Origin of the sequence: Chitinophaga costaii, assembly GCF_900094705.1 — a bacterium.
Taxonomy (GTDB): Bacteria; Bacteroidota; Bacteroidia; order Chitinophagales; family Chitinophagaceae; genus Chitinophaga; species Chitinophaga costaii.
The window spans coordinates 19,647-43,116 of the sequence record NZ_FMAR01000020.1; the positions used below are offsets into that span (position 1 = coordinate 19,647).

At 47.9% G+C, this 23,470-nt stretch carries 18 protein-coding genes; 10 read left to right on the forward strand and 8 right to left on the reverse strand.

The window, feature by feature from the left end:
• Positions 1 to 14 precede the first annotated feature (14 nt).
• Together GA0116948_RS19595 and GA0116948_RS19600 are read left to right on the forward strand one after the other, a co-directional pair.
• Positions 15 to 1,592 carry a DHA2 family efflux MFS transporter permease subunit gene (locus tag GA0116948_RS19595; protein WP_089715400.1) on the forward strand — a complete coding sequence of 526 codons (1,578 nt, stop codon included), beginning with the start codon at positions 15 to 17 and terminating at the stop codon, positions 1,590 to 1,592.
• Between the two features lie 308 nt (positions 1,593 to 1,900).
• Positions 1,901 to 2,452, forward strand: coding sequence for a hypothetical protein (locus tag GA0116948_RS19600; protein ID WP_089715402.1), 552 nt, complete (start codon positions 1,901 to 1,903; stop codon positions 2,450 to 2,452).
• A gap of 79 nt (positions 2,453 to 2,531) precedes the next feature.
• Here GA0116948_RS19600 and GA0116948_RS19605 read toward each other — a convergent pair whose 3' ends face one another.
• A complete protein-coding gene (locus tag GA0116948_RS19605; protein WP_089715403.1) occupies positions 2,532 to 2,909 on the reverse strand; it encodes a VOC family protein in 378 nt (125 codons plus the stop codon).
• A 283-nt stretch (positions 2,910 to 3,192) separates the two neighbouring features.
• On the opposite strand from GA0116948_RS19605, the gene GA0116948_RS19610 reads away from it, so the two are divergent.
• Together GA0116948_RS19610 and GA0116948_RS19615 are read left to right on the forward strand one after the other, a co-directional pair.
• Positions 3,193 to 6,450, forward strand: coding sequence for a TonB-dependent receptor (locus GA0116948_RS19610; RefSeq protein WP_089715405.1), 3,258 nt, complete (start codon positions 3,193 to 3,195; stop codon positions 6,448 to 6,450).
• 108 nt (positions 6,451 to 6,558) lie between these two features.
• Positions 6,559 to 7,308: a dienelactone hydrolase family protein gene (locus GA0116948_RS19615; protein WP_089715406.1), complete on the forward strand. Its 750-nt coding sequence runs from the start codon at positions 6,559 to 6,561 to the stop codon at positions 7,306 to 7,308.
• Positions 7,309 to 7,399: 91 nt separating this feature from the next.
• Here GA0116948_RS19615 and GA0116948_RS21340 read toward each other — a convergent pair whose 3' ends face one another.
• A complete protein-coding gene (locus GA0116948_RS21340; RefSeq protein ID WP_165798540.1) occupies positions 7,400 to 8,017 on the reverse strand; it encodes a hypothetical protein in 618 nt (205 codons plus the stop codon).
• A 367-nt stretch (positions 8,018 to 8,384) separates the two neighbouring features.
• On the opposite strand from GA0116948_RS21340, the gene GA0116948_RS19625 reads away from it, so the two are divergent.
• Positions 8,385 to 9,062 carry a hypothetical protein gene (locus GA0116948_RS19625; RefSeq protein WP_089715410.1) on the forward strand — a complete coding sequence of 226 codons (678 nt, stop codon included), beginning with the start codon at positions 8,385 to 8,387 and terminating at the stop codon, positions 9,060 to 9,062.
• A 57-nt stretch (positions 9,063 to 9,119) separates the two neighbouring features.
• Here GA0116948_RS19625 and GA0116948_RS19630 read toward each other — a convergent pair whose 3' ends face one another.
• Positions 9,120 to 9,944 (reverse strand): mechanosensitive ion channel family protein, encoded by an 825-nt coding sequence (locus GA0116948_RS19630; protein ID WP_089715412.1) that lies wholly within the window; start codon positions 9,942 to 9,944, stop codon positions 9,120 to 9,122.
• A gap of 199 nt (positions 9,945 to 10,143) precedes the next feature.
• On the opposite strand from GA0116948_RS19630, the gene GA0116948_RS19635 reads away from it, so the two are divergent.
• Positions 10,144 to 10,755, forward strand: coding sequence for a D-glycero-alpha-D-manno-heptose-1,7-bisphosphate 7-phosphatase (locus GA0116948_RS19635; protein ID WP_089715432.1), 612 nt, complete (start codon positions 10,144 to 10,146; stop codon positions 10,753 to 10,755).
• 185 nt (positions 10,756 to 10,940) lie between these two features.
• On the opposite strand, the gene GA0116948_RS19640 is transcribed toward GA0116948_RS19635, so the two are convergent.
• Both GA0116948_RS19640 and GA0116948_RS19650 read right to left on the reverse strand, forming a co-directional pair.
• Positions 10,941 to 11,471 carry a hypothetical protein gene (locus GA0116948_RS19640; RefSeq protein ID WP_089715414.1) on the reverse strand — a complete coding sequence of 177 codons (531 nt, stop codon included), beginning with the start codon at positions 11,469 to 11,471 and terminating at the stop codon, positions 10,941 to 10,943.
• 883 nt (positions 11,472 to 12,354) lie between these two features.
• On the reverse strand, positions 12,355 to 13,407 hold the full coding sequence (locus GA0116948_RS19650; protein WP_089715419.1) for a hypothetical protein: 1,053 nt from the start codon (positions 13,405 to 13,407) through the stop codon (positions 12,355 to 12,357).
• 245 nt (positions 13,408 to 13,652) lie between these two features.
• Here GA0116948_RS19650 and GA0116948_RS19655 point away from each other — a divergent pair, with 245 nt between their 5' ends.
• Positions 13,653 to 13,865, forward strand: a complete 213-nt coding sequence (locus GA0116948_RS19655; RefSeq protein WP_089715420.1) for a hypothetical protein — start codon at positions 13,653 to 13,655, stop codon at positions 13,863 to 13,865.
• Here the strand turns inward: GA0116948_RS19655 and GA0116948_RS19660 are convergent.
• From GA0116948_RS19660 to GA0116948_RS19670, 3 genes are all read right to left on the reverse strand, one after another.
• On the reverse strand, positions 13,846 to 14,520 hold the full coding sequence (locus GA0116948_RS19660) for a hypothetical protein (RefSeq protein ID WP_089715422.1): 675 nt from the start codon (positions 14,518 to 14,520) through the stop codon (positions 13,846 to 13,848). The two genes, GA0116948_RS19655 and GA0116948_RS19660, sit on opposite strands and share 20 nt — an antisense overlap.
• 74 nt (positions 14,521 to 14,594) lie before the next feature.
• Entirely contained in the window at positions 14,595 to 17,522 is a 2,928-nt protein-coding gene (locus tag GA0116948_RS19665; RefSeq protein WP_240619270.1) for an FAD-binding and (Fe-S)-binding domain-containing protein, read from the reverse strand.
• A gap of 199 nt (positions 17,523 to 17,721) precedes the next feature.
• Positions 17,722 to 18,642, reverse strand: coding sequence for a DUF72 domain-containing protein (locus GA0116948_RS19670; protein ID WP_089715423.1), 921 nt, complete (start codon positions 18,640 to 18,642; stop codon positions 17,722 to 17,724).
• A 458-nt stretch (positions 18,643 to 19,100) separates the two neighbouring features.
• On the opposite strand from GA0116948_RS19670, the gene GA0116948_RS19675 reads away from it, so the two are divergent.
• From GA0116948_RS19675 to GA0116948_RS19685, 3 genes are all read left to right on the forward strand, one after another.
• Positions 19,101 to 20,519, forward strand: coding sequence for a glycogen synthase (locus GA0116948_RS19675; RefSeq protein ID WP_089715425.1), 1,419 nt, complete (start codon positions 19,101 to 19,103; stop codon positions 20,517 to 20,519).
• Positions 20,520 to 20,521: 2 nt separating this feature from the next.
• Positions 20,522 to 21,799 carry a glucose-1-phosphate adenylyltransferase gene (locus GA0116948_RS19680; protein ID WP_089715427.1) on the forward strand — a complete coding sequence of 426 codons (1,278 nt, stop codon included), beginning with the start codon at positions 20,522 to 20,524 and terminating at the stop codon, positions 21,797 to 21,799.
• A 62-nt stretch (positions 21,800 to 21,861) separates the two neighbouring features.
• Positions 21,862 to 23,331, forward strand: coding sequence for a glycoside hydrolase family 130 protein (locus tag GA0116948_RS19685; protein WP_089715429.1), 1,470 nt, complete (start codon positions 21,862 to 21,864; stop codon positions 23,329 to 23,331).
• The last annotated feature ends 139 nt before the right edge of the window (positions 23,332 to 23,470 follow it).

A 23,470-nucleotide genomic window follows, 5' to 3' on the forward strand; every position in this document is an offset into this window, starting at 1 on the left:
TAAACATATTACGTATGCAACAACAAGACTCATTGGTAGAGTACGGTTTCCGCCGGGTGATTATCACCATTACGGCCGTATTGTGCGCACTGTTGGAGATCGTGGATACCACTATTGTAAACGTTGCGCTGAATAATATAAAAGGGAACATGGGGGCTACGCTTACCGAAGTAAGCTGGGTAGTAACTGCCTACGCTATCGGTAATGTAATCATTGTGCCGATGACCAGTTGGTTGTCCCAGCAATTTGGACGGCGTAACTACTTCGCGGCATCGATCGTGATCTTCACGATTTGTTCTTTCTTGTGCGGTAATGCGCACACCATGCCAGAACTCATCATCTTCCGCTTCCTGCAAGGCGTGGGCGGCGGTGCGCTACTGGTTACCTCTCAAACCCTCATTACGGAAGCCTATCCGCCGGAAAAACGCGGTATGGCCCAGGCTATTTACGGTATGGGGGTAATTGTAGGCCCTACGCTGGGGCCTCCACTGGGGGGCTACATCGTGGATAACTTCGACTGGCCTTACATTTTTTACATTAACGTTCCCCTGGGTGTAATTTCCACCCTCTTTACCCTGGAGTTTGTAAAAAGCCCGAAATACGGAGAGAAAACGGCTATTAAGGATGTAGACTGGTTTGGCATTTTATGGCTGGCCGTATTTGTAGGCTCCCTGCAGTTTGTGCTGGAACGCGGCCAGGATGAAGACTGGTTTTCCAGTGACTTGATCGTATGCTTCTCCATCGCTTCCTTCTTTGGGTTCTTCTTCTTCCTGTGGCGGGAACTTACTTTCCGCAACCCTATCGTAAACCTCCGGGTTTTAGGCAATGGGAATTTAAGGGTGGGTACTATCCTGTCCTTTATTCTTGGTTTCGGGTTGTATGGCTCCACCTTTATTATCCCGCTGTATACCCAGGCTACGCTGGGCTGGACGGCCCAGGAATCGGGGTTACTCATGCTGCCGGCTTCCCTGGTAACGGCCTTTATGATGCCCATCGTAGGCCAGCTACTGCAGCGTGGGCTTAAGCACCAATATATGGTGGCCTTTGGCATGCTTACGTTCTTTATTTACAGTTTCTGGGGGTATAATATTATTACGCCCGATACCGGCGCGGAGAACTTTTTCTGGATGCTGGTGGTGCGCGGGTTAGGTCTGGCCTTCCTGTTCATACCGATCACCATGTTATCGCTATCTACCCTCAAAGGCAAACAAATTGGGGAAGGTGCCGCCTTTACCGGTATGATGCGCCAGCTAGGCGGTTCATTTGGTGTGGCGCTGATCTCGACTTTCATTGCCCGTACTACGCAGCGTCATCATAGCGACCTGGTAAGCCATGTGACCGTTGATAACCTGGCCACACAACAAAGGGTATCCGGAGCCCAGGCCAATTTCATGGCCCATGGCATGGCACCGAATATTGCCCTGAAATCGGCTTACCAAGGTATAGAGTATGCCGTGATGAAGCAAGCTACCGTTATGTCGTACATGGAAACCTTCCTGTACCTGGGGGTAATGTTTCTCATCTGCATTCCGTTTGTGCTCATGGTAAAAAGCACGAAGGCTGCCAAGCTGGATGCCTCTGCCATGCACTAAGAAAATCGTAAAACCCGGTACGGTAAGGGTCCCGTTTTTAAGACAGGTTATAGTTACAATAGCACCATTCAAGTATCATCATTCATTTTACCGTACTGGCTTTACCATATATAAAAAGGGCGTATCACATTTAGGATACGCCCTTTTCATTTTATACCAGCCAGCGCCATCACGATCCTCTCCTTTCAACTGCTCAAAAATAATAAATAGTTTATTTTAATATTATAGGATGCCCCGTCGGGGATTTCCGCTTGTATAATCCGTTATTTTTTGTAAATTTATATTGACCACGTTAAAAATTCCCCCTCATGTTGCAAACGCTCAATTACCAAACAGCTGCGTTGCCCGACAACTATTCCATTTTTAAAGAAGCGGTAAAGATCGGTAAAGTTTATAAAAAGGAATGGCTGGGCTGGACGATGGACGCCGAAATTGCCGGACGCCGCTTTTCATTTAGCAAGCGCGGGCTTTTCCAGAACATCATTCATATTGAAGACAAAGACACCCATACCTCCCTGGGAGCACTCACCATTCAGCCGTTTTTCCGTTGGATGCCCCGGGCAATGCTCAAATTAGCAGACGGCAGTAGCTTCCGCTGGATGAACAGTCGCCTGTTTTCTGCAGACTGGCAGTGGCGGGAGGAAAACCGTATTGTGATGAGTGCCAAAGAACCCTGGCACCTGAATATGGCTAATGGCAGCATACTCGTGCGCGCCAGTGTAAAACAAAAGGAATTATTGCTTTCCCTGGGTTTATTGCTGCGCAATAATTTTGGCCGCCGCTCTTTATTAAGCCTGCTGGTATGTTTGGCATTACTGGCAATGGGCATCTTATCCCGATTGTTCCTGGGCCAACAGTAGTTATCTCGTGGGGATGATGTATGTTTTTTTGTTCGCAGGGGTATATGTTTGCCAGCATTACCCCTGCACTCTAGTTCCTTTATTCATCCGCCGCAAAAGTAAGCACATAACCATCTGTATCGATGATGGTAAATTCTGTAGCACCGTAAAATGTTTTTTCAAGGCCCTTTAGTACGGTAACCTTACCCCGTATACTTTCGAAAAACGATGTTACTTCCTCCCGCTTAATGTACAATAACAGTGAACCACCTGTTTTGTCCCGCTGAATTTCCGGCAGCTCCGTGCCCAGGCTTTCCAAGGTTTGCAACATAATATTTACCGACCCGCTCTCCAACATGGCCCAGACATAAGGTGCGGCCTCTGGTACGGTCATTACTTTTTTAAATCCTAGCTTTTCATAAAAGGCAATACTGAGTAGGATATCCCTGACAAAGAGGTTAGGAGAAATGCTTTGCATAGCGAGCGTTTTAGTTGTAACAATATAATCTTTTATAAGAATAGTGCAAATGTAAAAAGTTGCCCTGCTACCTGATGGTGTCACGTATGTATGACCAGTAAAAGAACTTTACGGTAACGCATATCATCAATAAGCCTAAACAAATAATAAGTCAAATTACTTTGCCCATAATTTTATATAATAAACCGATGATAAGTATACTTAATGAGTATTAACTTTTACATAATGTTCACGTAACAATTCCTTAACAGTTGGTGGGTAGGTTTGCAAAAATTTTACGCACGTGAATAAGTTTTACGCAGCATTCGTACTCCTTGCCAGTTTATTTTTTTCAACGCCTGCATTGTATGCGCAGGTAACTACCGCCCAGATCACCGGTAAAATAGCCAGCACCAAAGGCGAAAACCTGCCCGGTGTTACCGTGATCGTGATCAATACGGCTACCGGTGCTAAAGCCGGCGCTACCACCAACGCTGATGGGCGCTACATCATTACCAACCTTAATCCCGGCGGCCCTTACCACCTCACAATTACTTACGTGGGGTATCAGCAACAGGAACGCACAGACCTGAACCTTACTTTGGGTGGCACTACGCTCAACTTTACCCTGGCGGAAGCATCTACCGCCTTGCAAGAAGTTGTGGTTAAAGGCCAGACAGCTCCCCGGAATGGAGGCACTAAAATAGGCCAGGACCAGCTTAAGAACCTGCCTTCCGCCAACCGTAGCCTGCAAGATATGACCCGCACAACGCCGCAGAGCAATAACAACTCTTTCCTGGGTACCAACTTCCGGTACAACAACGTAACACTGGATGGCGCCATTAACAACGATGCGATTGGGTTCAGTCCTTCCTTGGGTGGACAAACCAACGCTTCCGGCCAGCCCGGTAGCTCTACCCGTACCAACCCCGTATCGCTAGACGCGGTGCAGGACATTCAGGTATTGCTGGCGCCTTACGATGTGAAGATCGGTAACTTCCTCGGCGGTTCTATTAACGCCGTAACCCGCAGTGGTACGAACACTTTTCATGGTTCTGTATATGGTTTTGGCCGTACGGCCGGGTTTATCGGTAAGAACAATGCCGGCGATGGTTCCAAAGAACCATCCGATTTTCATGATTACCAGGCAGGCATCCGCCTTGGTTTTCCTATCATCAAAGACAAATTGTTTTTCTTCACCAATGAAGAAATTACCCGTCGCGTAGATCCAGTGATCCTCGCTGCCGGTTCAAAAGATATTGGGCAGTTAATGACCTTGCAAGACGCACAGGCCATCACTGATCATATGAAAACAGCCTATGGTGTAGATCCCGGTACTTACGGCAACTCCAGCATTTATTCCAATTCCAATAAGTTCTTTAACCGACTGGATTGGAATATCAGCGATAAACATCAGTTGTCGCTGCGCAATAACTACATACATTCCGAGGCAACAAACCTGGAACGCGATCAGCAGGATTTCCGCTTTAAAGGCATTGATTACGTACAGACCAATAACCAGAACTCTACCGTGGCAGAGTTGAAGAGCCGTTTTAATAACGTAGTTTCCAATAACCTGGTACTGGGTTATTCCGATATACACGATTACCGTACGCCTGCTTCCAATCCTGCTTTGCCGCAGATACAGATTGCCGGACCTAATGGTAGTGGTACCATTTTCCTGGGTACAGACCGCGAAGCGGCTATCTTTAACATGAAGCAAAAAACGATGGAAGTAACCGATAACGTTACCATCTTCAAAGGTAAAAACACCTGGACGGTGGGTACGCACAACGAGTTTTATAACATCACCTACGGCTTTGTAAACTCCTGGAATGGTCGCGTGGATTATGGCTCTGTGGCCGATTTCCTGGCCAACAATCCCAGCCGCGTACGGGGTAACTTTAATTATACCAACAATACCCGTGAATACATCATGGACAATCCGCCGGCTAAGTTTAAAGTAAACCTGTTTAGCCTGTATGGCCAGGACGAAATACAACTGTCCGATAGATTCCGCCTAACGTTGGGCGTTCGTTTCGACTACACCGATATCCCGAATAAGCAGCCGCTAAGTTCCAAAACTACGGGTGCACCAGTAGACCAGTATTATGGAAACACCTTTACTTATACCAAGCCGAAAGACATCCGCAACGATTTCATGAATAACGTACAGGTGTCGCCCCGGCTGGGCTTTAACTACGATATCAATGGCGACCAAAGCGCCATCCTGCGCGGCGGTACCGGCCTGTTTACCGGCCGTATCCCTTTTGCCTGGATGGGATATGCTTACTATAACAATGGGGTAACCTATGGCGCGTATGATAACAAAGCTTCTGTGAAACCCTTTGTAGCTGGTACAGACCCTATCCGCGACGCCATTGCCAACCCGGGTAAGGGGGTGATCGGGGCTGCTAACTTTGCCGCTAAACAAGGTGTAAATGTAAATGATGCTGCAGGTGCCACCCAGGTAGATATGATTGACAACAACTTTAAAATGCCGCAGGCATGGAGAAGCAGCCTGGCCTTTGATTACACCACCACCGATGGCTGGAAATTTACCGTAGAAGGTATTTACACCAAAGTAATTTATGACCTGAAATTCCAGCAGGTAAATGTGCCAGACAACCCCATTTATTTTTCTTATGATACCAAACACCAGCAGCCTATCTGGAGCAATGGGGGCAAGATCAATCCCCTGTTCACCAACGCTTACCTGCTGTCTAACACCAAGGATGGTAACCGGTACAGCATCACTGGCCAGGTCACTAAATCATTCCCCTTTGGGCTGAATGTAATGGCAGCCTATACTTACGGCCAGTCTAAAGACGTGACCAACGGTATCCGCAACTCTATGGAATCTAACTGGCAGCTAAACCCGGCCCTGAACCCGAATAATCCCGGCCTGGCATACTCCAACTTCGACATCCGCCATCGTATCGTAGCTACGGCCAACTACAAACTGGATTGGGCGAACAAACATACCTGGGTATCTAACTTCACCCTGTTCTTTAACACCTCTTCCGGTTTGCCATTCACCTATGGCTTCCAGAATGCTACCATCCAGAATACGGCACAGCAGGTAAGCCTGGCTTACATTCCGCTGAAAGGCCACGAGCAGGAGCTCATTCCCGACGCCACACAGGCCGCCGCTTTTGCTACCTACATTGATAACGATAAATACCTGAAAACCCGCCGTGGTGAGTTTACCGAACGAAATGGTGCCCGCACGCCCTGGAATACTTCGCTGGACTTCCGCTTTGCGCAGGACTTTAACATACAGGCTGGCAAGGTGAAACATACCATCACGCTGACGTATGATATTGTGAACCTCACCAACCTGCTGAACAAGAGTTGGGGTTACCAATACTTCTCGCCAAACACGTACAACTCTACCGGCAGTATAGGCCTGGTGGCGCTGAAATCTATCACCACCACCGATGGCGCTGGCAATACCGTTACCACGCCGCAGTACAAATGGGGACAGCCCATTGCGCCTTACTCCAAAGACCTGTTCAACAGCCGTTACCAAATGCAACTGGGCCTGCGCTACAGCTTCTAGTCGATCATAACCATGATACCTGCTACCAACGCGGCCTTTGCAAGAAGGCCGCGTTTTTGTTATGACAAGTTTCGCTACTTTTATAGGGTCACTTAAACTGGAATTGTTATGCTAAAAATACTTGCCCTGGCCGCGCTGGTGGGCGTAGGCGGCGCTGCGGCTGCGCAGGGAAATGAATTGATCTATACATCCGGCGATGCCACGCTCAAAGGATATTTTGTGAAAGCCGCTTCCGGCAAAGGCAAGGCACCCGGCGTCGTGGTGCTGCCGGCCTGGTTGGGACTGAATGCTTTTGCAAAATCTGTTGCCGATAAGCTGGGAGCGATGGGCTATAATGCCCTGGCGGCAGACATATATGGTAATGGCGAACTACTCAGCGACATGGCTACTGCAGCGGAGCGATCGGGCTATTACAAGAAAAACTATGCAATATACCAGCGCCGCATACAGGCCGCCATAGATGCGCTGGTGCGCCAGGGTGCCGATCCGGCCCGCATCGTAGTGATGGGGTATTGTTTTGGGGGAACCGGTGCCCTGGAAGCCGTGCGTGGCGGCCTGCCAGTAAAAGGCATTGTTACTTTTCACGGCGGCCTGGCCAGAGATACTACCCGTCCTATAACACCCATAACGGCCAAAGTGCTGGTGCTACATGCCGCCGCCGATCAGACCATGACAGACGCCGATGTACTTTCTTTCCAGCATGAAATGCGTGATAGTAAAGCTGACTGGCAGATGATCTATTATGCCGATGCCCAGCACGGCTTTACAGAACCAGGTAGCAAGGTGTATAACGAATCAGCCGCCCGCCGATCCTGGCAGCATATGCAGCTTTTTCTGAAAGAAGTGTTTGGTGAATAAGCTGCAGTAACAATACAAAGGAAATACTTACACGCAAAAAAGCGATCCAGTACTTACCGGATCGCTTTTTTTTAGACACAAAACCTATTCCTTATGGTTTAGGCGTAGTAGTGGTGGTGTCTTTCTTGTGACCTTTTTTCCATTTTTTAACGGTGGTGTCGGCTGCGGATTTCAAAGTAGTGTCTTGTTTGAAAATGGCAGCAGTATCCTTACGGAATGCAGCGGTGTCTTTAGCAATGGAAATAGAATCTTTTGTAAATGCAGCGGTGTCTTTTACAAAAGCAGCAGTATCCATTTTCATAGCAGCCGTGTCATGGGAGAACGCAGCGGTGTCCAATTTCATGGAAGCAGTGTCTTTAATAAAAGCAGCAGTATCCAATTTCATGGCAGCCGTGTCGTGTGAGAACGCAGCGGTGTCCAATTTCATGGAAGCGGTGTCTTTAATAAAAGCAGCAGTGTCCAATTTCATGGCAGCCGTGTCGTGTGAGAACGCAGCGGTGTCCAATTTCATGGCAGCCGTGTCGTGTGTAAATGCAGCCGTGTCGTTTGCAAAGGAGGCTGTGTCTGCGATAGCTATACTATCTGTTGTGGACAGAGAATCTACCGTTGTTAAACCTGCATATTTACCAGTGCTGGAAGCCATAGCAGTGGCAGTGGCAAAAAATGCAAATGCACTCAAAGCGGCGATGGTCATTTTCTTTCTGTTCATGGTTAAAGATTTAGATAATGAATAATGGTTTTTCAAACTGTTCAGTCAGGTGCAATATTCCTGCCGAAATGCTCATGCTAGTTGTCTGCCTGCACATTATGCGAAAACCTAGCCCCTTTTTCCAAACAATTTGTTAAAACCATCCTTGCGTCTTTTTAAGTTTCTAATATTCAGCATGTTAGCGGGTAATATTTTAACTGTCATTGTCCTGCGATAACTAGTTGCCTTTCACTAGCCCTGCAAGTAAGTGAGAGATTGAAAGTATGCTGAAATGCAACGTGGTCAATAGTTTGCGCGTATGCCTGCTCATAAGCTGGCATGTTAGTTGACCTAACATTAAAGAAATGTTAAAACTAAAAATGAACATATGTATAGGTTTTCTTTTTTTGCAAAACACGGTTGTCCACTGGCAGCAAGTATAGCCTGCTTGGTGATGGCTTGTAATTCACCGGTTACTAAATCGGATGGTGGCACTGATTCTACCACGCAGACTTCGTCTTCCGCTGCAGGCGGTGGGAGTGGGGCAGCCCAAACAACAGGCGCTGCTGCCAATGCCAGTAGTAGCAGCGAAGGCAGCGCCAGCAAGCAGCTGTCTTTTGGACCAGTGCAGTATACCTTAAAAACAGACGGAGAACAGCTTATTATACAGCAGCGCAAAAAGGGCGATGCCCTGCCAGATAGCAGCGTACAGCCAGGATTTACCGGCATCCTGTACGATGCCGCCATTGGCGACCTGGATAACGACCACCAGCCGGAAATCTACGCCTTCACCCGCTCGCAGGGTAGCAATAGTTATGGCAGCGTATTTGGCGTGGCCTTGCAGGGTCACCAGGGCGTTCGCATCACCTTCCCCGACGTGGCACCTGCTACCAAGGGATATGCAGGGCAAGACTCCTTTTATATAGACAGCCTGCACCGCTTGCTGGTACGGCAGTTCCCAGTTACAGACAGCGCCACCCAGCGTGCCACGCCAGTGGTGCGCACCCTGAAATATAAGTTGATCCATACCGGTCAGCACTATGCCCTCACACCGGTGAAACCCTGATACTAACGTATACGGATATACGTAATTATAACAAGAAGGTGTATCACCCGCAAGCTATTACAGCAGGTCATTTTCCTTAAGTACCTTCGTTACCTTCGTCACTACATCGTGGCGCAGCAGGCGTGTAGCCGCTATAGCTGGATGGTTAGTCCATAGATTGATCTGTAGTTTCAGGTTGCCACCTTCTATGTCTGTAAATACCACCTCCGGCGGTTTTTCACCGGATAGCCTCGTTTCATCTTTCAAGGCGTTTTGCAGCAGGTCAATTATCTTATCCGGATCGTTCTTGGCCAGCGGCACTACCACATTGATCTCTATCTTGGCATGGGTAGAAAGGGTGTGATTGATGATGGGTTTCTGAAAGATCTCCTTATTGGGAATATTTAAATACAATCCATCAAACGTGCGCAAAATGGTGGAGCGCAGTTGTATATCCTCTACATGACCGATGAACCCGTTTGTTTCAATGATATGTCCCACATCAAAAGGCTTTTTTAAGCCAATGTAAATGCCCGAAATAAAATTGGCCGTAAGATCCTGGAAGGCAAAACCCAAAGCCAACCCAATGATACCCGCGCCCGCCAGCAGGGAACTCACCGTTTTTTCTAACTGCAATACCTGGAGGGCCATGAAAAGCCCAATGAACATTACGCATATATAGGCCATGCTGGAAAAAAGGCTGGACAGGGCTGCCGAATGGGCAATGCCATGCACAAGCCGGTAAGTAATTTTGCGCAGCAGCCTGGCCACAAAATGCGTGACCACCAATATGATGATGGCGATCACGAGGTTGGGAAGCATTTTAAATAACATTACCCGCCAACCGTTCAGCTTGTCGAAGATAATGCGGCTCCAGCTTTCATATTCATTGAGGAGAAACATAGGATATGGTATTTAAGTAATGTCATGTTGCGTGCAAGGATTAAGCCAAGGTCAGCGGTGAGTGCGGGAATGGCTGTGTAGCATTATATCTACAAAAATGGATAGCAGACTTTTGCGTACCAGAGGAGCATGCATTTTGGTTTGCTAATTGTGGAGTAGTAAGTGTAACTGATCATGTGATAGATTTAAAATGATGCTTATGAGAAAGGCTATTTTTTTAGACAAAGACGGTACACTGGTTTACAATATGCCGCATAATGCAGACCCCGGACGGATATTTTTGCAAGAGTCTATGGTAAGGGGACTGCGTCAATTGCAGGCCGCAGGATATTTACTGGTAGTGGTGACCAATCAGGCGGGCGTGGCCCGTGGTTATTTCCCGGAGCAGCATCTTCAACAGGTGCGCCTACGGCTAGAAAATTTACTGGCAGAATATGGAATTTTGCTGGATGGTTTTTATTACTGCCCGCATCATCCCGGTGGATGCATCCCGCAATACGCTTACCAGTGCGATTGCCGCAAACCTATGCCCGGCATGTTTTTCAAGGCAGCCAGAGATTTGAATATTGACCTGTCTGATTCGTGGATGCTGGGAGATATCCTGGATGATGTGGAGGCGGGCAACCGCGCTGGTTGTAGTACGGTGCTGATAGATAATGGCAATGAAACCGCCTGGCATACGGGGTACGGACGGGTGCCGGATCATGTGGCGGGTTCTATTAATGAAGCGGCAGCTATTATTTTGCAGCAATCTTATCAGTATGTTTTTCCAGAGCATAATAGGAATAGGCCGTTTTTGTTTTCGTCTTGAGGAGGGGGGAGTGTGGAGTTTTGCTTTTGCTTGTTGTGAGCTAGCTTCCGGGTGAAATAGCGATGAGGTCGATGAAGTGCTTTGGTGGGTATCGTCCTAAAATAGGTTGACAGATTTAATGATACATCTCGGTTGCTTAGGCGGCCAAGCCCAAAACAAAAAAAAATAAAATCGCTTCATAAAAATTATAAGTTAATATTTTTCAGATAGTCAGCGGTGGGAGTGGTTATAAATGATTCATTCTGAAAGTGATGTTCAATATTTTTGATACGATGTAAATCCTGTTTTTTAATTTTCTTTATTGTAAATATATCTATCCATAAAAAAATATCCTGTACTAGTTTACTTAGTTGAGCATTAGGAATATTTACCTTTCCTTGTATCACCACATCAAGTTGGGAAAGCAATTCAATCGTATGGCAATACTCTTCAATATTTAAAAAAGGTTTAAAAAGGAATGAATTAAATACATATGCTACCCGACGAATGGGAAAGGAAGTTGTTGGTCTCTTAAATTTTATGGAGGTGCACGAAATGCACGGATCGGGAATAGCAGATAAATACCTAACTACTTTATATGGCTCCACGCGACTTCGATAAAAATCTGATAAGTCGCTTGGTGTGCCATGATAAGATCTCCAAATAGAGAGATATGCCTGGCGGAAGTACGCTGCTAAAAACACCATAAAATCATATTGTATAAAAATTTTCTTCATTCACTATTGTTTAAATAGATCAGTAAACAATTTCATCACACTAGCTCCTATGAACAAGTGTAGGATATGCACCTTTCACTCTTACCCACTAAAATTGCGCGTGTATGGGTTGTTGCTATTTTAAACGATATCCTATACTTACATAAGCACCCCAGCTCCTTGCATTCCATGATGAAAAAGGGGTGGACACCGTAGCGGAAAAAGGCATGAGATAGGTAGCATATAACTCAATCTTACATCTTCCTTGTGATTCACTAAAACCTGCTTCAATCCTTCCTCCCCAGTTAAAAGCATTCGCCTTAAATTCATCGAAAATGTGGGCGTCAGATACGCCGTTTCCTAGCCGCCCATTCATATAATGTCCCGTACCCACAAATAGTTCCGTTTTGCTCACCATCACACATCCCCAGAACGTAGTATTGAGATGAACATAGGTCCAGGCTTCTTTTTGATTTAGCAGTTATGCCTGTTTGACTAACCTGGGCAGTCCTTCCACCTTGAGATAAATAACCGATCTCACTGGACAAGTAAAAGTGGGATCTGGTAAGGTACTCTATCCCCAGCAGGCAGGAATAGGAAGAGACCGAACCGGGAAAAATATCATAACCTTTATAGTGAAGATGGATTATTGTCACGCCGTTATCAATCTTAAACGTTTGTGAAAGGCATGAAATTTTCACTGATAAAAAATACTATCAGCAAGGCTAATTTCTTCATGGGGATGGTTTTGCAAACATTGCTAAAAGGGGCTACTAACGTGTTCATGCACAAGGTATAGTTCTTTCTCAAAACGTATATATAGACCACATTATTTTGTATCAAAATTAACGCCCAGGGGATGACCAGGCCTTAATTTTCAAAGCGTTATTCTTCTTAACACCTGCTAAGGAAGCGGCAGCCGCGTAGCCTTCTCCTTGCGCTTATACCGCTCTAGCTGCCGGCCCAGCAACCACAAAGAAATGGCCATGATGCCAAAGAAAATACCTTTATGCGTACGGTCCCACAGGTATTCGAAGTAGCGGGTATACCCATCTACCAGCAGGAACACTACGCCCATATCCCGCAGGGGGGTATCTTTAAAACGGATGCCCAGTGCAATGGCCCCACTGCAAAGGAGCGTATAGATAATCACCCACCAGATGAACTGCATTTGCCTTACGGCCTGCCAGTTTTCCCAGGTAGCGCTATTGCCAAAAATAGAAATGAGCCAGCCCGCTACCAGCAATAATAACCAGCCTCCATACCACAACAATTGTTTCGTTTGCGCAGGCACCTGGGTATTGCGCAGCGCTCCGCTGATGAGCAGCAATAAGCCTCCCAGGGGCAGCATGCGCACGGGCAGGTTCATGCCCAGCCAATAGGGACTGGGCTGGGTAAGGAAATAAGTAAGATTTACATATCCCGGCACCACGCATAACAGGGCGGCTATGCCCAGCAAGGTGGTATGAAGGACCACGGAAATGGCGCCGTATAGCAGCCCGGCCAATAGCCAGAACACCCCGTAATTGCCGTCCAGGTAATCCAGTCCTTTTCCTGTGTATACTACGGTCACGCCTATACTAAGAATGGGCAGTATCCAATATAATTCCTGGTCAAATGAAAAGGCGTCATACCGCCGGCGACGCTGCTGCCCGTGGTAACACAGGAAAGCGGAAAGCAGGGCAAAGAGCAGGGCCACCATGCCATTATTCAGCGAGAACTTTTTGCGAAGTATTTCTATCCATTTTTCATTGAGCACCAGCGAGCCAAATGCCATGAGGGCGCAGGATATGGCTGCCACAAAAATGTAGCCGCCTATGGCCTGCCAGTCGGTATTCCTGACCGTGTAACTGGCTTGCAGCGTTTGTGCCTGCTCTTCAGAAATAAGCTGGGCGCTGCGCCAGTACTGGATAGATTGGTGCAGGAGTAGGGCTTGTTTTTTATCGACAGACAACATGCTAAAATAGTTGAGTACACAAAATAATATCCGTACAGATTGCTGCAGGATTATCTAACAATGCCGCCGTTTTCAATATGCCGGCGTTAAAGGTTTTTAGGACTATACATCGCTTGCTAGCCTTAAAGAAATGGTATTGATGATATGCAACAGATTGATTATCATCTGATTAATTAAATTTCTTTCCCGCCCCTGATTTTTTTATTTATTTTTGCTTTCTGCTTATCTTTAAATAAGCAAATTTTATGGGCTGGAATTACAACATATTACAACTAGAAAGCCAGTTTCACAAGAAATTAATGGCATTTCGCTTATTCAAAGAGCGTGGTCTGGAGTATACAGATAAAACATTTCCTGCTTTGCATCCATTTATTATAGAAAATGCAGCTAAGAATGTTTTTGAAGTGGAAAAGGAACTACATGCAGAACTTGAACGGGCTAAAGCGCTATTGGTATAATCCCCTCATTCCTCCGTTGCATTATTTGAATATATTCTCGCAGCCAGCTCATATTTTGACTGTCATCCTCTACTTTAAAAGTACCAAACCACGTTGGCCCTAGTTCTGTCCAAAACTTATATCCTTCCTCGTTTTTCAACAATTCAAATAAATTAGGTTGATGAAACCCCAAACGTAGGCACCATGACTGAAAAGTCTCGGCATCGATGGTTGATTGACTAAAACCAACTCGTCCCCAATGCCGATGGCCGGTATATCCAGCCCCGCTGGTAGCTAATACGTTGATTTCACCGAATGCTAGTTCTCTGCAAGCTTTTACCTGATTTAAAAACAAATTGGTACCCACCCCATTGCCACGATATGCATCGGGGATAATCATAGTGTTATTGTATATGATCTTTGTATTTAAATCGATTGTTCTATTCACATAAAATTGATCGCAGAAAACCTTTAGCTCATAAACATTGGTAGCCTCCATTTCAATATACATTTTGAAATTAGTGGGTGCCGCTATAGGAATTCCGCCACATAAATTTAGAAGATCAGGATCGCTGACCGTTTTAATGGATAATTCTTCTGCTGGAAGATTACTAAAAACTTCCAGTTGATCAAACAATCTGGGGCAAAAATTGTCCAAAAATCTGAATTTAGTCATCCAATTTACAACAAATCAAATATTAGCCAGTGCGTAAAGGCGGCAAAACATTGAATTATTTATGGACTAACTTTTTACTTCAGCGCTGCATGCAAAATCTCCACAGGGTGCTGCGCTTTGCGGCCGGTACCATCTTTTACCTGGTGGCGGCAACTGGTGCCGGCGGCGGCAATCAGGGTATCTGCGGAGGCCTGCCGCACGGCAGGGAATAACACCATTTCACCGATCTGCATGGAAAGGTCGTAATGTTCTTTTTCATACCCGAAAGAACCTGCCATTCCACAGCATCCGCTGGGTATTACGTCTACCGCATAATTGGCCGGCAGCGATAATATTTTTTTGCTGTAGGTTATGGCGGATAATGCTTTTTGCTGGCAGTGTCCGTGTAGTTTTATCTGCCGCGTATCGCTGGTAAATTGGTTGGCTGTAATAAAGCCGGCATCTGCCTGTGCGGCCAGGAATTCATCTACCAGGAAAACGTGGGGTGCCAGGGCATGGGCGGCAGGCCGCAGTGCTTCGCTCACCAGGTCGGGATATTCATCGCGGAAGCTCAGGATGGCCGAAGGCTCTATGCCCAGCAAAGGTGTGTGGGCGCTGATGATGCCGGAGAATCGCCGCACATTTTCTTCAGCCAGTGTGCGGGCCTTGCGCAGCAGGCCTTTCGACATATATGCACGCCCGCTTTCCGGATGCGCAATGAGCAGTACTTCATAGCCCAATGCATCCAGCAGTTGTACCGTTTTTATGCCAATCTCCGTATCGTTATAGTTGGTAAATTCATCGCAGAACAAATACACCTGCTGCCGGTAATTGCTGGCGGGGCGCGCCGGCAGCCATACCTTTTGGTACCAGTGGCGCAGCGTGGTTTTATACAAAGTAGGCAGCGCGCGCTGGGTAGCAAAGCCGGAACATTTTTTAATAAGCTGACCTACAGCATGATCGCCGGTAATGGCGTTATACATGCGGGGTGCCAGGGATGCCAGTCCGTTCAGTTTAGCAATGTTGCCAATCATGCGGGCGCGCAGGGGCACGCCGTTGGCATCATAATAATGTTGCAGGAACTCCATCTTTAGTTTGGCCATATCCACATTCGACGGGCATTCCGACTTGCAGCCCTTGCAGGCCAGGCACAGATCCAGCACTTCATAGATCTCTTGGTGATCAAACTTATTTTCCTTTTTGGAGTGGGTCAGAAACTCACGGAGAATATTGGCCCTGGCGCGGGTGGTATCTTTCTCATTGCGGGTGGCCATGTAGCTGGGACACATGGTGCCGCCACTGGCTGGTGTTTTGCGACAGTCGCCCGAACCATTGCATTGCTCCGCATGCTGGAGCAGTGTTTGGTGGGGGAAATGGAAAATCGTTTTCAGATCGGGGGCTTGCTGGCCCGGTGTGTAGCGCAGCATACTGTTCATGCTGGGCGTATCTACAATTTTATTCGGATTAAAAATATGCTGGGGGTCCCAGAGTTGTTTGATATTGCGAAGGAGTTCGTAATTCTTTTCGCCCACCATCTGGCGGATAAATTCCCCGCGCAGGCGGCCATCTCCATGTTCCCCGCTGAGCGAGCCTTTGTATTTTTTCACCAGCGTGGCAATTTCTTCGGCAATGGTGCGGAAAAGCTGATTGCCTTCGGCGGTTTTCAGGTTCAGGATAGGGCGGAGGTGAATTTCCCCGCTGCCGGCGTGTGCATAGTGAACGGAATAGAGGCCGTATTTGGCCAGTATCTCATTAAAATCGCGGATATAGGCGGGTAGGTCTTCCACGGCTACTGCAGTGTCTTCGATCACCGGCACGGCCTTTTCATCGCCGGGCAAGTTGCTGAGCAGGCCCAGGCCGGCTTTGCGCAGGCTCCATATTTTTTTGCTGTCATCTCCAAAGAGCAGGGGAAAATGATACCCCAGCCCGGCTGCTTCCAGCGCGGTTTGCAGTTGTCCGGCTATTTCCCGGATCGCATCGCGTTCGTTGCGTAGAAACTCCACCACCAGGATGGCACCAGGATCGCCCTGTACGAAGAAGCGGTTTTTACTTTGTTCTATATTATCTTTCGTACACTCCAGGATGTAGTGGTCTATCAACTCGCTGGCGCTGGGCTTAAATTGCATGGCAATAATATTGGCCCGCAGCGCTTCATCTATGGAATGGAAATGCACGCAGAGCAGTCCCGTTTCTTTGGGTGGCAGCGGGTTTACGTGCAGTTTTATTTCCGTAATAAAGGCGAGGGTACCTTCGGAGCCGGCCAGCAGCTTACAGAAATTAAAATCCTCCGTGCCGGCGGTAAAGGGGGCGGTGTCTACCAGCAGGTCCACTGCGTAGCCGGTATTGCGGCGGGTAATGCTTTTACGCGGAAACTCCTGGCGGATTTCCGCCTGGGTGGCATGATTGCCCAGCAGGCGGCGGGTTTCGCGGTACAATGTTGTTTCCAGGGAGGGAGGGGCTTCGCATTTGGCCTCAAAATCATCGAGGCTCAGCGCCCCAAAGGTCACTTCCGATCCATCGCTCAGCAGGGCCTTTACTTCCAGCAGGTGATCGCGGGTACTGCCATACACCACAGAGTTAGATCCGCAGGAGTTATTGCCCACCATACCGCCTATCATGGCCCGGTTGGCCGTAGAGGTTTCGGGACCAAAATACAGGCCGTGGGGTTTCAAGAAGAGATTTAACTCATCGCGGATCACCCCGGGCTGTACCCTCACCCAGTTTTCCTGGGCATTCAGTTCCAGTATTTTGGTAAATGTGCGGGATACATCCACCACAATGCCGTGGCCTACCACCTGCCCGGCCAGCGAAGTGCCGGCGGTGCGGGGAATGAGGGAAGTATGATGTAGGCGGGCAAAGGCAATCAATAATTTCAGGTCGTTCACCCCGGCGGGTATGGCTACGGCCAGCGGCATTTCGCGGTAAGCGGAGGCGTCGGTAGCGTACAGGGTACGCATGGTGTCGTCAGTGTACAGGATGCCCTCCATATCTGCGGAGAGTTGGCGTAAAGCTTCTTTCATCATCTTATCAGGTGGCCACTCGGGCCCGTATCAGTTTCGTGAAGCCTTAAAAATAATACATTCCACCGGGGAATAAAAGTCTGGTGATTAAATAGGGTAATGCCGTGTTGCAACGTGCGGGATGAAGGCAGGTGCGCGGGATGAAGGCACCTTGCGCCTATAACGAGCCCATACTGCGCGTAGGATATGCCCAGGATAAAGTTTAAAACAGGGGAGCAGGGGGAATCCCTTCCTCCGTCATAAACCTGGGTTTTAGCAATTCCACTTCCACAAAAGGTTGCAATTTATCCACGAGATACACCGTAAGCTCGGGGGAAAAGGCTTCATTGTGCATGTGCATGAAAAAATACAATTCCTGCAAGCCTTGTTGCAACCAGTAATGGATGCGGTTTACCCAATCATCTATACGGGTGTAGTCGGTGGGATGCAGGCTATTGCCCACGTAGCGGATAAAGGTTTTGGCCACTGGCAATTCCATATGCAGGCAGTCGCGACGCCCGGCGGCATCGGTAATAATGGCACCTACCCCAAGTTTACGCAGGGTATCAAAATGCGTGCGGCGCACCGCCTCATCGCTGTACCAATCGGGGTGGCGCACCTCCACAAACCATTGCAGGTCGCGGGGCAGGGTTTCCAGGTATTGATACAACTGGTCCCGGCGCTGGGGGGAATAGCGGTCGCTCAGTTGCAGGAAAATGGGGCCCAGGTGTTTGCCAAAAGCCATCACCCCTTCCAGGAAGGCGTCCGTTTGCGGGCCGGCATTGACCAAAGAGCTGTAATGGCTGATGCTTTGGGGTACTTTGGGGCAAAAAAGAAATGGCTTGCCACGGGCCTTGTCTGCCCATTGCTGGATGGCAGCAGGGCCATAAATTTTATAATGCGTGGCATTGAGTTCTATACTGTTGTAATGTTGTACATAATGATCCAAGAACTGGGCTTCCTTGGTCTTCGGCGGGTATATCTTGCCGATCCATTCCTTGCGGCCCCATTTGGCGCATCCCAGGTACAGCTTGGGTTTCTTCACCGGCTTGCCTTTGAGTACGCCTTTATTGAATGCCGGTTCGGCAGGCAGTTTGAAATCGATGTCGTTCAGCGTTTCTTCTGGTACGCGGCCAAATTCCATAAAAAGTAGTATTAATTAACAGGCGGGCAGTCAAAAGACAAACGGGGCAAGGGAGCGGGGCAAGCGCGGCCCGGATCATGCCCTTATTACGGGAACCTTGTAAAGTAACAGGGTTCCACTGTATTTATTATAAGCTAGCTGCACGGCATATGATGAAAGCAATTACCTTTACAAATATAAGCTAACCTGTTGGGCACCACCATTAAAATGCTGGTTGATTCGAAAGCTTCGATTCATGCAAAATATCGCATAATATCGCATATGTTTTGCCCCATTATTGCACGTTATAAGGAATGCTCACATACGGCTTGCTTTATACCTTTTTTGGCAGGCGCTTTGATTTGTGATTTTCCCAGAGCTTGTGTTCAATCGTATGTAAATGATGTTTTGCAGGTTTCCTGGCAAAACTGCACGCTTTAAGACAATGACCAGCAGCATTCAACTTTTATTTATATAGCATGGAAATTATTCACGTCAGCGCAGAGTGTTACCCGGTTGCCAAAGTAGGCGGTTTGGGTGATGTGGTAGGTGCTTTGCCAAAGTACCAGCAGCAAGCCGGAGATATTGCAAAAGTAGTGCTACCAGCTTACCGCACCCGTTTTATAGAAACCCATGAATTTGAACAGGTGCATCAATCGGGCGTATGGGTGGGCCAACAGTGGTATCATTTTAATGTGTTGAAGGAGAAAACTAACCTCCTGGGGTTTGACCTCTACCTCGTGGAAATACCCGACTTATTTAATTCGGCCCAGGTGTATGGCGCCTGGAACGATACAGAACGCTTCCTGGCCTTCCAGATCGCGGTGCTGGACTGGATCAACGAATGGGTCCACACTCCGGATGTGATCCACTGCCACGATCATCACACAGGCCTCATCCCCTTTTTAATACAACATGCTTTTAAATACCACCGCATTCGTGGCGTACCCACGGTACTGACCATTCACAATGCCCAATACCAGGGTCAGTTTGGCTGGGAACAGTTTTACCGGCTGCCAGCATTTGATCCTGCCAAGGGCGGGCTGTTGGGTTGGAATAATGCCATCAATCCCCTGGCCGCCGGCATTAAAAGCGCCTGGAAGGTAACCACCGTATCACCCGGTTATATGCAGGAATTATATCAGGATGCCAACGGCTTGCAGGATTTATTGAACTATGAAATGGGCAAAACCTCCGGCATCCTCAACGGTATAGACACCCAGGTATGGGATCCGGCTAAGGACAATATGCTGCCGGCCAATTATAAACCTACTACGGTGGCCAAGGGTAAGCAAGCCAATAAGCTGGCCTTGTGCGAGCGGTTCGACCTGGACCCTTCGCTGCCTTTGTTTTCCTTTATAGGCCGCCTGGTGGGCGACAAGGGCGCAGACCTGCTGCCGGATGTGATAGGCCGGGCGCTGTATGAACAGGCCGGTAAGCTCAATTTCCTGGTACTGGGCAGCGGAGATCCACATATCGAATGGATGCTGGAACAAACAAGGGCCGTAAACGCCGGCAACTTCCAGTTATTTATTGGATATGATGAAGTGCTTTCCCATCATATCTATGCGGGCAGCGACTTTCTGCTAATGCCATCGCGGGTAGAGCCCTGTGGCCTTAATCAGATGTACGCCCTGCGTTATGGTACCATCCCCATTGTACGCAGTACCGGTGGCCTGCGCGACACTGTAACCGACTTTGGCGACAAGGGCGGAAATGGCGTACGTTTCCTTCATGCCTCCTCCTACGATGTAATCCATGCCATTGGGAGGGCTATAGAATTATATGCCGACGAAAAAAAACTGCTTAAAATGCGTAAAGCCAACATGCTGATCGACCACTCCTGGGATAGATCCGCCCAACAATACCTGGATCTTTATAAATCATTAAAACAGTAGTTATGTCAAACGCCTTAATTTCTCTCATACTGGGCGGAGGCGCCGGAACCCGCTTGTTTCCCCTCACCCGCAGCCGCTCTAAACCAGCCGTGTCTGTGGCCGGAAAATATCGCCTGGTGGATATTCCTATTTCCAATTGCCTGAATGCCGACATGAACCGCATTTTTGTATTAACTCAATACAACTCTGCGTCGCTTAACAAACACATCAAAAACACCTACCATTTCAGCCATTTCAGCAAAGCATTCGTAGATATTCTGGCCGCCGAACAAACACCGGACAACCCCACCTGGTACCAGGGTACCGCAGATGCCGTACGCCAGTGCCTGCACCATATTGAAAATTACGACTTCGAATATATCCTCATCCTGTCTGGCGACCAGCTCTATCAAATGGACTTCCGCGACATGTTGCAGCATCATATAGAAAGTGAAGCCCAGATATCGATCGCCACTATCCCGGTAAATGCCAAGGATGCCAGTGATTTTGGAATATTGAAAACAGATGCCAATAACTACATTACTTCCTTCATCGAAAAGCCCAAGGGGGATGACCGTTTTGGCTGGGAAAGTGAGGTGAGTGGTGAAATGCAGGCCGAAGGCCGCGTATACCTGGCCTCGATGGGCATCTATATCTTTAACCGTGACACACTTTTTAATGAGCTGATGACCCGGCAGTTTCATGCTACCGACTTCGGTAAGGAAATTATACCCGACTCCATTAACACGCACAAAGTAGTAAGCTACCAATATGAAGGGTACTGGACAGATATCGGTAATATTCCTGCCTTCTTCGAGGCCAACCTGGAACTGACTGACGACGTGCCTCGCTTCAACCTGTTTGACAGCACCCGCACTATTTTCTCCCGCGCACGTATGCTGCCGCCGGCCAAAATATCGGGTACCACACTGAATAAAACCATGATTGCCGAAGGTTCTATCATCCTGGCCAAGAGATTGGAACGCTGTGTAGTAGGCATCCGTACCCGCATTGGCAAGGATACGGTGATTACCAACAGTTATATTATGGGCAATGACTTCTACCAGACGCTGGACGAGATTAACCGGTCTATTGCCACCGGCAAACCCTTGATCGGTATAGGAGAACGTTGTGAAATCAACAACACCATCATTGATAAAAATTGCAGCATTGGCAACGATGTGAAAATACTGGGTGGTACTCACCTGCAAGATGGGGACTTTGAAAAATATACGATCAAAGAAGGTATTGTGGTCATTAAAAAAGGCGCTTTTTTACCGGATGGATTTGAATTAAAATAAATTCACAGCATGGCCATGGAACTGCCTTTCATGGCCCCATATACTATAAAAAACCCGAACTTATGCGATTGCCAGTAGAGCGACACGCTAACAAGATAGCACCTGACCTTAAACGCGTAGTGGCCCGCTTTTTTTTCAATGGCGAAGCACGCGCCAAAGCCATTATCCAGAAAGTAGTATCCATGACCGATAGTGAGGTGGATGTAACAATAACGCCTATACTCCGGGAATTTTCCAAACGTCACCGCAACATTACCCGCATATTTGAGCGGCATGCCGACAAACTAAAGGTGCTGTTTAACGCCTTGGAAATTAACTACGATAACATGGACCTGAAGCGGCGCCTGCTCATTGGCTCTTACTTCACCAATGAATATTCCATCGAATCGGCAGCCTTCTTTAATCCCTCCCTTATTGAAGATGTAGATCAGAGCGGGCTGGAAGATGGAGAAAAACGGGTGATCCTGAGTTTTCGCGCCGTAGGAGAAGGACATATTTCCTCTATCGCCTTCCGGCGCGGTATCATTAACCGGGATAATGAAATAGACCTGGTTCCCACCGGGAATTATGTAGACGAAGCAGAAATTATCCGCAACGCCGAATACCATAAAAGTAGCTTTTTCCAAAACGCCGTTTCCATTAAACTGCCCGATAGCGTGATGCAGGAAGTGCAAGATAGCCTGGAAGAGAAGTTCGACTACGTAGGTCTTAAACGCGCCATCCGCGATATGCAGCAGCGCTACCAGGAAGACCATTTGCTGAAAAAGTCGCTGGAACGCTTGCTATGGCTGGCCGACGCCTACTATGAACTTAACTTTTCCCTGGATACCGATATCTCCGACCGGGTTATCTTCCCTTACTCCGAAGCAGAAAGCCGGGGCATTGAAGATGCCCGTTTTGTAAAGTATATCAGCGAAGACGGTGATGTAAAATACTACGCCACCTACACCGCCTTCGACGGCATCACCATACAGCCCAAGCTGATGATGACCCGCGATTTTTACAACTTCAAGATCATGCCACTGTATGGAGAAGGTGCCCAAAATAAAAACCTGGCACTATTTCCCCGCAAGATCAACGGCAAGTACGCGATGATCTCCCGCATAGATGGGTTCAATAATTATATCATGTACTCCGACCGCATCACTGTGTGGGAAAACCCGCAGATATTGCAAACGCCCAAACATCCCTGGGAGTTTGTACAGATAGGCAATTGCGGCAGCCCCATAGAAACACCGGAAGGCTGGCTGATGATTACGCACGGCGTAGGTCCCATGCGTACTTATTGCATAGGTGCCTGCCTGCTGGACTTACAAGACCCTACCATTGAAATAGGCCGCTTGCGCGAACCACTGCTCATCCCCAACAAAGACGAACGGGAAGGCTATGTGCCCAATGTACTCTACTCCTGCGGTAGCATGGTGCATAATGAGGAGCTGATTATCCCATATGGATTGTCTGACTACGCCTCGTCGTTTGCCACCGTGCCGTTGCAGAAGTTGTTGGATAAGATTAAGGAAGATGGTGTGTAAGGATGCATGATATTGGAGGCCGGCAGTTTTTTACTGCCGGCCTTTTTTTTGGTGCGCCACGCATGGCGATAAACTAGACGGTGTAAGTCCGTTATGGGGGTATGTAATCGCCAACCATTAGCCAAGAGCAAGGGTGTCC

Coding starts and splice junctions, on each gene's coding strand:
- GA0116948_RS19595 (WP_089715400.1), top strand. CDS start 15: ATGCAACAACAAGACTCATTGGTAGAGTACGGTTTCCGCCGGGTGATT.
- GA0116948_RS19600 (WP_089715402.1), top strand. CDS start 1,901: ATGTTGCAAACGCTCAATTACCAAACAGCTGCGTTGCCCGACAACTAT.
- GA0116948_RS19605 (WP_089715403.1), bottom strand. CDS start 2,909: ATGCAAAGCATTTCTCCTAACCTCTTTGTCAGGGATATCCTACTCAGT.
- GA0116948_RS19615 (WP_089715406.1), top strand. CDS start 6,559: ATGCTAAAAATACTTGCCCTGGCCGCGCTGGTGGGCGTAGGCGGCGCT.
- GA0116948_RS21340 (WP_165798540.1), bottom strand. CDS start 8,017: ATGAACAGAAAGAAAATGACCATCGCCGCTTTGAGTGCATTTGCATTT.
- GA0116948_RS19625 (WP_089715410.1), top strand. CDS start 8,385: ATGTATAGGTTTTCTTTTTTTGCAAAACACGGTTGTCCACTGGCAGCA.
- GA0116948_RS19630 (WP_089715412.1), bottom strand. CDS start 9,944: ATGTTTCTCCTCAATGAATATGAAAGCTGGAGCCGCATTATCTTCGAC.
- GA0116948_RS19635 (WP_089715432.1), top strand. CDS start 10,144: ATGAGAAAGGCTATTTTTTTAGACAAAGACGGTACACTGGTTTACAAT.
- GA0116948_RS19640 (WP_089715414.1), bottom strand. CDS start 11,471: ATGAAGAAAATTTTTATACAATATGATTTTATGGTGTTTTTAGCAGCG.
- GA0116948_RS19650 (WP_089715419.1), bottom strand. CDS start 13,407: ATGTTGTCTGTCGATAAAAAACAAGCCCTACTCCTGCACCAATCTATC.
- GA0116948_RS19655 (WP_089715420.1), top strand. CDS start 13,653: ATGGGCTGGAATTACAACATATTACAACTAGAAAGCCAGTTTCACAAG.
- GA0116948_RS19660 (WP_089715422.1), bottom strand. CDS start 14,520: ATGACTAAATTCAGATTTTTGGACAATTTTTGCCCCAGATTGTTTGAT.
- GA0116948_RS19665 (WP_240619270.1), bottom strand. CDS start 17,522: ATGATGAAAGAAGCTTTACGCCAACTCTCCGCAGATATGGAGGGCATC.
- GA0116948_RS19670 (WP_089715423.1), bottom strand. CDS start 18,642: ATGGAATTTGGCCGCGTACCAGAAGAAACGCTGAACGACATCGATTTC.
- GA0116948_RS19675 (WP_089715425.1), top strand. CDS start 19,101: ATGGAAATTATTCACGTCAGCGCAGAGTGTTACCCGGTTGCCAAAGTA.
- GA0116948_RS19680 (WP_089715427.1), top strand. CDS start 20,522: ATGTCAAACGCCTTAATTTCTCTCATACTGGGCGGAGGCGCCGGAACC.
- GA0116948_RS19685 (WP_089715429.1), top strand. CDS start 21,862: ATGCGATTGCCAGTAGAGCGACACGCTAACAAGATAGCACCTGACCTT.